Here is a 395-nt window from a genome sequence, read left to right as displayed (position 1 = left end):
CGCCGACGCCGTCCGCGCCGCCGCGGAGCGGGACGCCCGTGCGCTCGCCCAGCGCGCGGAGACGGAGGCGACCGCCCTGCGTGCCGAGGCCGACCAGTACGCCGCCTACGTGCGCGCCGCCGCCGACCGCGAGGTCGCGGAGCTGCGCTCCACGGTCGCGGACGAGATCGCCGCGCTCCGGGCGGCCGCGACCGAGGAGGTCACGACCTGGCGCGCGGAGTCCGAGGCGTACGCCTCGGAGCTGCGGGCCGCCGCCGACCGGGAGACGACCGAGCTGCGCGAGCGGACCGCGCGCGAGGCCACCGACCTGCGGGCCACGGCCGAGCAGGAGACCAGCGAGCTCCGGTCCGTCACCGACCGGGAGACGGCCGAGCTGCGCTCCCTCACGCTGCGGG

Annotated in this window: 1 pseudogene; it reads left to right on the top strand. The window is 79.5% G+C overall.

Annotated features, from left to right (window positions below):
- Positions 1-395 (top strand): annotated as a pseudogene (locus N866_RS21720) (hypothetical protein); the annotation flags it as partial.

The sequence above is a fragment of the Actinotalea ferrariae CF5-4 genome, from assembly GCF_000603945.1.
In the GTDB taxonomy this organism is placed as follows: Bacteria; Actinomycetota; Actinomycetes; order Actinomycetales; family Cellulomonadaceae; genus Actinotalea; species Actinotalea ferrariae.
This window is presented reverse-complemented; position numbering and strand designations above follow the sequence as displayed.